Below are 7909 nucleotides of genomic sequence, written 5' to 3'. Positions count from 1 at the left end.
AAGAGACAGGGCCAGCGGTGCGGGCGCGAACCCCGGTGGCGGTGCGCCACCGGCCACCAGCGCGGCCACCAGTCGTGCCTGCCGCTCGGCCAGCGTGCCACCCGGCGCGGGTGGCTCGGGGGCGTCGGTGCTCACGTCACCACCGGCAAGCCGCTGGCGGTGGCGATGGCGTCCAACTCGGCGCGCAGGTCGGCGGCGGGCGGGTAGTGCCCGTCGCGTTCCAGCATGACCGCCGGTGGCCGGTGTCGCGCGCACAGCTCGGCGAGCAGGTCGAGGACGTCCTGGCTGACCGGGTCGGTGTGGGTGTCGTGGTAGAAGCCGCCGTGGTCGGCGCCGCCGGCGACGTGTACGTACGCGACGCGGTCCAACGGCAGTCGGTCCAGCAGGGCGAGCGGGTCGGTGCCCCGGTTACGGGCGTTGGCGTGCACGTTGGCGATGTCGAGCAGCAGCAGGGCGTCGGTGCGGTCCAGGATCTCGGTGAGGAAGGTGGCCTCGTCGAGTTCGTCGTCCGGCCAGTCGAACAGCGCGGCGATCGGCTCCAGCGCGATCGGCACCGGCAGGTCGGCCCGGGCCCGGGCGACGTTGGCGCAGACCACGTCGACCGCCTCGCGGGTACGGGGCAGCGGCAGCAGGTGTCCGGCCTCCAGCCCACCGGCCCGGACGAAGGCGATGTGCTCGCTGACCAGGGGTGCCGCCAGCAGTTCGGCGACCGCCGCCAGGTGGCCGACCCGGGCCGGCTCGACCGGATCGGTGCCGCCGAGGGAGAGCCGTACCCCGTGCGGCACCACGGTCACGCCGCGCCGTCGCAGCTCGACCAGCCCGTCCGGCGGGTCGGTGGGGGACACGCCCTCCGCGACCACCTCGACGAAGCGCAGGCCGGGCAGCTCCGCGACGAATCCGGCGATCTCCGGTCGCCAGCCGATGCCGACCCCGTACGGGCCGGTCATCCGCCGCACCCACCGCCGCCGCCACATCCGCCGCCGCCTCCACCACCGCAGCCACCGCCACTGTCGCTGGCGCCTGCGGTGCTGCCGCCGCCACAGGCGGTGGTGCCGCCGGTGCTGGTGGCCGCCTGGCGCTGGAGTTCGGCCTGCTGGGCGAAGGTGGGGTCCATGGCCCAGATCGTGGCGCTGCCGTAGAGGGCCACCGCCATGGCGGTGCCGGCAGCGCCGTAGGTGGCGTACGACGGGTTGCTGTGGGGCGCCAGGTGGTGGTTGCGCACGCGGAGGAGCCCCAGCGCCGCGTCGGCGGCCCGGGTCCGTCGGGGCACCAGGGCGAACAGCAGCGTGGTCACCACCAGGAGCCCGAGTACGACGGCCACGAGATACCAGACGGGCCGCCCGTTGGCCACGCCGGCGAAGATGCGCGCGATCCCGACCGCCGCCAGCACGGCCATCAGCAGCGGGCCGATCCGTAGGGCCGCCCGCTGCTCCGGGGTGACCAGCAACCCGTGCCGGTCCAGCCCCTCCCGGAGTTCGGTGAGCGCCCGGCTCACCCACTCGGTCGTGATGACCTGGCGGGCGGGGCAGCGCTGGCTGGCGGCGTGGTGGACGGCGCGGTCGAGCGGGGTCGCGCCGGGCGGAAGGGGAGCGTCGACGGTCAGCCGGTGGTGCTGGTCCACCCCGATGACACCCTGGCCGCGCAGCGCGCCGATGGCGGTCCAGACCGCCAGGTTCTCGCCGCCGTTGAGGTAGGCGACCTGCTGCGGGCCGAGCTGGGCGGCGGGGGGCGCGGAGCGGCCGGACAGCAGCGCCCGGCGTTGGATCAGGGTGCCGACGACGAGGACGAGCGCCGCCGCCAGGTAGAGAAACAGGAAGGTACGGCTGGGAATGCCCCAGGTGTGGAAGTCCGCCACGGGATCCTTCATGGCCTGCTCCTGTCGCGCGAAGGGGACGCGTACTCATTGTGGAGCGCGGCTGCCACCGTGCCGAGGCCGGGGCGGCGGGGTTACCAGGCCGTTACCGATCGTTCAGGGGCGGCGCACGGCCTCCTCGACCAGGTCCAGGACGGGCCCGAGGTCACCGGCGGGTCGCCCCATGGCCAGGTGCAGGACCAGGCCGTCGTAGGCGAGTTCGAGGAAGCGGGCCAGCACGTCGATGGGTACGTCCTCGCGCAGCACCCCGGCCTCGCGTTGCCGGGACAGGCGGTCGCGGGTGGCCTCGGCGATGGCCGCCGACCGCTCGGCCCACCGTCTGGCGAAGGCCGGATCGGTGCGCAGGCGTCGGGAGACCTCCAGTTGACTGCCGAGCCATCCGGTGGTGTCCGGGGAGACCGCGCGGGCGAGCAGGTCCCGCATGACCTGGACCAGACCGTTGCGGGCGACCGTCTCCACCATCACCGCCGCGTCGTCCTCGGCGACGGCCAGGAAGAGCGAGTCCTTGTCCCGGAAGTGGTGGAAGATGGCCCCTCGGGACAGCCCGGTCGCCTCTTCGAGCCGGCGCACGGTGGCGCCCTCGTAGCCGTGCCGGGCGAAGCAGGCACGCGCGGCGGTGAGGATCTCGTGTCGGCGAGCGTCGAGCTGGTCCTGACTTACTCTGGGCACGTCTCGATCGTGTCAGCTCACCCGGGGTAACGCAAACCGTACGTACGGCTTGGATATGTGGTTCCGGTCGGGGCCAGTGCCGGTACGACATCACCGCGTAACCTCCGGCCCTGTCGGGCGGGTACCGAATTCCCGTAAGGTGCCCGAGTGCCGCTGCTCCTGCTGGATCTGGACAACACCCTGCTCGATCGAGCCGGGCCGTTCCGTACCTGGGCAGAGCGCTTCCTCGACGGCATCGGCGCGCCCGCGCATGACATCGAGTGGCTCTTGTCGATAGACGCCGACGGGTTGACCGACCGGTGGGACGTCGCGGACGCCATCCGGGACCGCTACCGGCTGCGGATCCCCTCCATCGACCTGGTCGAGGAGTTGCACGACGGCGTCGTGGAGTTCACCCGGCTCGATCCACTGGTCGCCTGCGCGCTGCGGATCGCCGACGACGCCGGCTGGATGCCGGTGGTGGTCACCAACGGTGCGGTCCGCCAGCAGGACACCAAGATCCGGCGGACCGGCCTGGACCGGTACGTGGCCGACTGGGTGATCTCCGAGGAGGCCGGGGTCAGCAAGCCCAACCCGCGGATCTTCGCGCTGGCCGCGCAGCGGGCCCGGATGCCGCTGCGCGGAGCCTGGGTGATCGGCGACGGCCCGGAGGCCGACATCGGTGGCGCCACCGCGGTCGGCCTGCCCAGCATCTGGCTGCATCGGGGCCGGCCGTGGACGGACGCCCGGTTCGCCCCGACGGTCACCGTCGACACCGTGATCGCCGCCATCGCCGCGATCATGGGTGCCACGGGTGGCGCTGCGGGGCGTACCCGCGCCTGACGCGGAAAACCGGTTGCCCCGCCGCGCCGACGCGACCAACATGGTCCGCGCATCGTGCTGCCGGGCCTGGGTCCGGTCGAGGAGAGGAGGTCGGTCATGGCCGTCTTCGCAGGTCAACTCCTGCCTCCATCCGCCTCGAACAAGGGACGACCAGCGCAGTGCGCGATCACGACTTCTCGGTGCCGGAGCATCGAGCCCGCGGCAAACGCCGCTTCGACGACGACGAACCACACTTCCTGAAGCGGGGGCGGCCGTCCGGCCCCGCCCCGACCGACCCGGACGACGGGCCCGACCCGGTGACCGGCGAGCTCTGGTCCTCCTGGGACGACGCGCTCCACGGTCCGCAACCCCACCCGGCGTGGCTGGTCACCGACCTGGCCGCGAAGGACACCGAACTCGGGGTGCTCAAGACCGGCAAGGAGGCCGACGTCCACCTGGTCCGCCGGGCCGTGCCGGAGACCGGCCGGTCCTGCCTGCTGGCCGCGAAGCGCTACCGCGATCCCCGGCACCGGCTCTTCCACCGCGACGCCGGATACCTCGAAGGCCGTCGGGTCCGCCGTTCCCGGGAGATGCGGGCGATGACCGGGCGGACCGCGTTCGGCCGGCAGATGATCGCCGGGCAGTGGGCGGCCGCCGAGTTCGCCGCCCTGGCCCGGCTCTGGGAGATCGGCGAACGGTACGGCACCGTCGCCGTGCCGTACCCGGTGCAGTTGCGCGGCACCGAGCTGATGCTGGAGTTCCTCGGTGACCCCGACCAGGGGCAGGCCGCGCCCCGGCTGGCCGAGCTGCGTCCCGAGTCGGGTGAGCTGCGCAGGCTGTGGGAGCAACTCGTCGACGCCCTGGTGGTGCTGGCCCGCGCCGGGTACGCCCACGGCGACCTGTCGCCGTACAACCTGTTGGTGCACGAGGGGCGGCTGGTCCTGATCGACCTGCCGCAGGTGGTCGACGTGGTGGCCAACCCGCAGGGACGGGACTTCCTGGCCCGGGACGTCCGGGTCGTCGCCACCTGGTTCACCGCCCGTGGCCTGCCCTCGGAACCGGACGCCCTGACCGACATGCTGGCCCGCGAGGCCGGCCTGCGTTGACGGTCCGAACCCGGCCGTCGGCCGGGACGGACGACGGACTCCGGGTGGCGGTCCCGCCGCCACCCGGAGCCCGACAGGTGCCCTACTGGAGGTACCGCTCGACCTCGGGCACCGGGCGTGCGCCCTGGGCGTCGGGGTCGCCGTGTGCCTGCCGCGCGGCGCGCCGACGGCGGAGCAGGTCCCAGCACTGGTCGAGGGACTCCTCCAGCTCACGCAGCCGGGTACGGGCATCGTCGTCGGTGCCCGCCTCGTGGGCCTGCGCCTCGGCGCGCAGCCGGTGTTCCTCGTCGACCAGATCGGAGATCCGGCTCAGGATCGTCGTGTCGTCCATGCCCCTGAGCCTGGCACAGCGAGACGGGTCGTGCCCGCATTCTCCGGGCGGAGTCCGTCGGTGCGGTGCGGCCGATCGTCGCGCCCGCCGGCGACGCGTCGCCCGGTCACCGGACGGTCGCGCTCGGCTTTCTCACGAGGTCAGGCCGTCATGACAAAGATCACCTGGCAGGCCGGCGGCCCGCCGACGCGTGGGATGAGCCGGTAGGTCTGTCGGCTGCCTCGCCCGGTCGGCAGAACCCCTTGTGGGCAGGGACGATGTGCCGTCAGTCGACGTCGGACGCCGACCCGTCGCGGACCGGGCCGGCTGTGGTCGGGCCGGACCACGACGTGCCCGGCCGCGATCTTCTTTGTGGACGGCGGGAATGCCGGCCATGAAGATTTCTCGTTGCGTGACTAGTAAGGAGCGCTACGGCAATGTCATGCTCATCGCAATCGTGGCATTTCGAAGAGTAACGCCCCTCACCCCCGGGGCCCGTGCAACTGGGAGCCGACGACGTGAACTGCGCCCGAACCCGGAGACCGGCATCGATTCCCTTGCGGCACACGTTACCGAGTCTGCTGCGTGATCCGGCGAGCGCCCTCGTCGAGTTCGGCGAACGCTCGGCAGGTGAGGTGGTCCGGCTCAATCTCGGTTCGCTGCGCCCGTACCTGGTCACCCATCCTGAGCACCTGCAACGGGTCCTGCGCGAACGGTCCGACAACTACGTGCGCGCCGGCGACGGTCTGCAGTGGCGCCCGCTGAAACGCCTCTTCGGCGAGGGCATCCTCAGCGACGGCGAGTACTGGGCCGACAGCCGACAGATCCTCCAGCCGCTGTTCACCGCCCGTCGCATCGACGCGATGGTCGACCGTCTCGCCGTGGCGATCGAGGAGGCTGTCGACGAACTGGCGGAGCCGGCACGCACCGGTCGACCCGTGAACATGGGCACCGTACAGGCCCGAATCGTCTGCTCCGCGATCATGCGGGTCTTCTTCGCCGACCGGATCTCGGTGCCCGATGCGATGCGGATCATGCAGGCACAGGACGACATCGCCCGGTCGGTGATGCCGAGGATCCTGATGCCCTGGGCGCCGCTCGCCGCGCCCATGCCGGGTGACCGGACGTTCCGTCGGGCCGTGCAACTCATCGACGACCTGCTGTTGCCGACCGTGCGGGCCGCCCGCCACGAGACCGCCGACGACGCCGACGACATCATCAGCACGTTGTGGCGGGGCCGCACCGAGAGCGGTGGCCGACTCGACGAGCAGCAGGTCCGCAACGACACGGTGGCGATGGTGGCCACCACCACCGAGACCACGATCAGTGTGCTGACCTGGCTGTGGCCGCACATCGAGCGCAACCCCGAGATCGCTGCCCGGCTCTACGCCGAGATCGACGAGGTGGTCGGCGGCCAGCCGGTACGCCAGGAGCACCTGCGCGACCTGCGGTACACCCGGCAGGTGCTGGACGAGTTGCTCCGGCTCTATCCGATCGGCTGGCTCTTCCCCCGCAACGCGGTCGAGGAAGACGTCATCGGTGGGGTCCGGATCCCGGCCGGTTCCACTGTGGTGGTCAGCCCGCTGATCACCCACCGCATGTCGATGTTCTGGGAGCGACCCGAGGTCTTCGACCCGGACCGGTTCCGGCCGGAGCAGGCCCAGCAGCGGCACCGGTACACGCACTTCCCGTTCGGTGGTGGCCCCCACCAGTGCCTGGGCATGCACCTGTTCTATCTGGAGGCGATGCTGATCGTGGCCAGCCTGCTGAGCCGGTTCCGGTTCCGGCTGTGCCGGCCGGCCGTACCCGGCATCAAGGTGGCCGCCGCGTTGCGTCCCCTGGAGCCGGTCGAGGTGGTCCTGCGCCCCGTACAGGGTGTCGCGGCATGAGCTACCGGACCGAGGTGTCGCCGGGCGGCCCCGGGGACCAGATGACCGACGCCGCAGAACAGGGCCGGATCTGTGCCCTCGCTGCGAAGGGCCAGCGTGACCTGGCGGCGGTCGCCGCCGCGTACCCCGAACTGTTCCCGCCCCGGCCCTTCGACGCCACCCTGTTCGGCACCGTGGCGATGGCGATCGCCTTCGGCGCGCCGTGGTGCGACCTCGACCGGCTCCGGGTCACCAACCGGGCGGTGCTGTGGGGCTTCGCCATCGACTGGCTCGTCGACCACGAGGCCCACTCGCGCGACGAGATCGACCGGCTGACCGCCCGCTGCCTGGCGGTTGTCGACGGCGGTACGCCGGAGGAGGGCGACCAGCTCGGTGCCTTCCTCGCCGAGTTGCGCGACGAACTCGCCGCCGTGCCGGCCTTCGCGACGCACCGCGAGCGCTGGCGGGAGGAGACCCACAAGGTGCTCGCCGCGATGGCCCGGGAGTGGGACTGGAAGCAGACGCCGGACACACTGCCCGGGTTCGCGGAGTACCTGGACAACGCCGCCAACCTGGCCTGCACCGTGGTCAACGTCGTGCACTGGATCCACGCCGACGACCCGGCGACCCTGGCGCACCTGGACGCGCTGCTCGCCGCGAGCGACCAGGTGCAGCGGATCCTGCGCCTGGTCAACGACCTCGGCAGCTACGAACGCGACCTGCGTTGGGGGGACCTCAACGCACTGCTGCTGGTGTCCCGCGCCGAGGTGGAGAAGCGGATCGCCGAGTTGGTCGCCGAGGCCCGGGACCAACTCGCGGCGCTGCGCGTCGACTGCCCGGTGGCGGCCGACTACCTGTCCCGGCAGATCGGCTTCAGCAGCGGCTTCTATCGGTCCACCGACTTCTGGGGTACGCCGTGACGGCCGCCGGCGTGACCGCGTTGCCCGAGACGGCGCAGACCGTCGCCGACGCCGCCGCCGACCTGGTCGTGGACCTTGAGCGGGAACCGGCCGGGCGGGTGAGCGCCTCGGTCTACGAGACGGGTCGCCTGGTCGCCGACGCGCCGTGGCTCGGCGGTCATGGCCGGCGACTGACGTACCTGCTGGGCGAGCAGGGACCGGACGGCGCCTGGGGTCTGCCCGGTGGGTACGGCCTGGTGCCGACGGCGAGCGCGGTGGAGGCCATGGTCACCGTCCTCGGCCGGGACGAGCCGGCCGACCTCACCGGCCCGCCACGGTCCACTCTGGAGGCCGCCGCCGCTCGTGGGCTGACCGCGCTGGCC

At 72.3% G+C, this 7909-nt stretch carries 8 protein-coding genes and 1 pseudogene; 5 read left to right on the top strand and 4 right to left on the bottom strand.

Translation table 11 applies throughout. The annotated features are described in order from the left end of the window. Nucleotides 1–131 precede the first annotated feature (131 nt). The 3 genes from EYA84_RS21680 to EYA84_RS21670 form a co-directional block, all read right to left on the bottom strand. A complete protein-coding gene (locus EYA84_RS21680) occupies nucleotides 132–947 on the bottom strand; it encodes a DUF692 domain-containing protein (protein ID WP_131054881.1) in 816 nt (271 codons plus the stop codon). Further along, nucleotides 944–1867 carry a TIGR04222 domain-containing membrane protein gene (locus tag EYA84_RS21675; protein ID WP_131054880.1) on the bottom strand — a complete coding sequence of 308 codons (924 nt, stop codon included), beginning with the start codon at nucleotides 1865–1867 and terminating at the stop codon, nucleotides 944–946. The genes EYA84_RS21680 and EYA84_RS21675 overlap by 4 nt, the downstream gene beginning before the upstream one ends. A gap of 102 nt (nucleotides 1868–1969) precedes the next feature. After that, a complete protein-coding gene (locus EYA84_RS21670; protein ID WP_131054879.1) occupies nucleotides 1970–2542 on the bottom strand; it encodes a TetR/AcrR family transcriptional regulator in 573 nt (190 codons plus the stop codon). Between the two features lie 147 nt (nucleotides 2543–2689). On the opposite strand from EYA84_RS21670, the gene EYA84_RS21665 reads away from it, so the two are divergent. Together EYA84_RS21665 and EYA84_RS21660 are read left to right on the top strand one after the other, a co-directional pair. Then, entirely contained in the window at nucleotides 2690–3364 is a 675-nt protein-coding gene (locus tag EYA84_RS21665) for an HAD family hydrolase (protein WP_131054878.1), read from the top strand. 158 nt (nucleotides 3365–3522) lie between these two features. Beyond that, nucleotides 3523–4449 carry a serine protein kinase RIO gene (locus EYA84_RS21660; protein WP_131054877.1) on the top strand — a complete coding sequence of 309 codons (927 nt, stop codon included), beginning with the start codon at nucleotides 3523–3525 and terminating at the stop codon, nucleotides 4447–4449. Between the two features lie 82 nt (nucleotides 4450–4531). Here EYA84_RS21660 and EYA84_RS21655 read toward each other — a convergent pair whose 3' ends face one another. Continuing rightward, nucleotides 4532–4780, bottom strand: a complete 249-nt coding sequence (locus EYA84_RS21655) for a DUF2630 family protein (RefSeq protein ID WP_131054876.1) — start codon at nucleotides 4778–4780, stop codon at nucleotides 4532–4534. Between the two features lie 530 nt (nucleotides 4781–5310). Between EYA84_RS21655 and EYA84_RS21650 the strand changes: the two genes are divergently transcribed. The 3 genes and pseudogenes from EYA84_RS21650 to EYA84_RS21640 form a co-directional block, all read left to right on the top strand. Further along, nucleotides 5311–6648 carry a cytochrome P450 gene (locus EYA84_RS21650; RefSeq protein WP_131054883.1) on the top strand — a complete coding sequence of 446 codons (1338 nt, stop codon included), beginning with the start codon at nucleotides 5311–5313 and terminating at the stop codon, nucleotides 6646–6648. Beyond that, nucleotides 6645–7547, top strand: coding sequence for a terpene synthase family protein (locus tag EYA84_RS21645; RefSeq protein ID WP_236145892.1), 903 nt, complete (start codon nucleotides 6645–6647; stop codon nucleotides 7545–7547). Before EYA84_RS21650 ends, EYA84_RS21645 begins: the two co-directional genes overlap by 4 nt. Next, a pseudogene (locus EYA84_RS21640) lies at nucleotides 7544–7909 on the top strand (prenyltransferase); the annotation flags it as partial. The gene EYA84_RS21645 and the pseudogene EYA84_RS21640, both read left to right, overlap by 4 nt.

The organism is Verrucosispora sp. SN26_14.1, assembly GCF_004307965.1.
In the GTDB taxonomy this organism is placed as follows: Bacteria; Actinomycetota; Actinomycetes; order Mycobacteriales; family Micromonosporaceae; genus Micromonospora.
The sequence above is the reverse complement of the archived record's forward strand: the minus strand, read 5'-3'. Positions and strand labels throughout refer to the sequence as shown.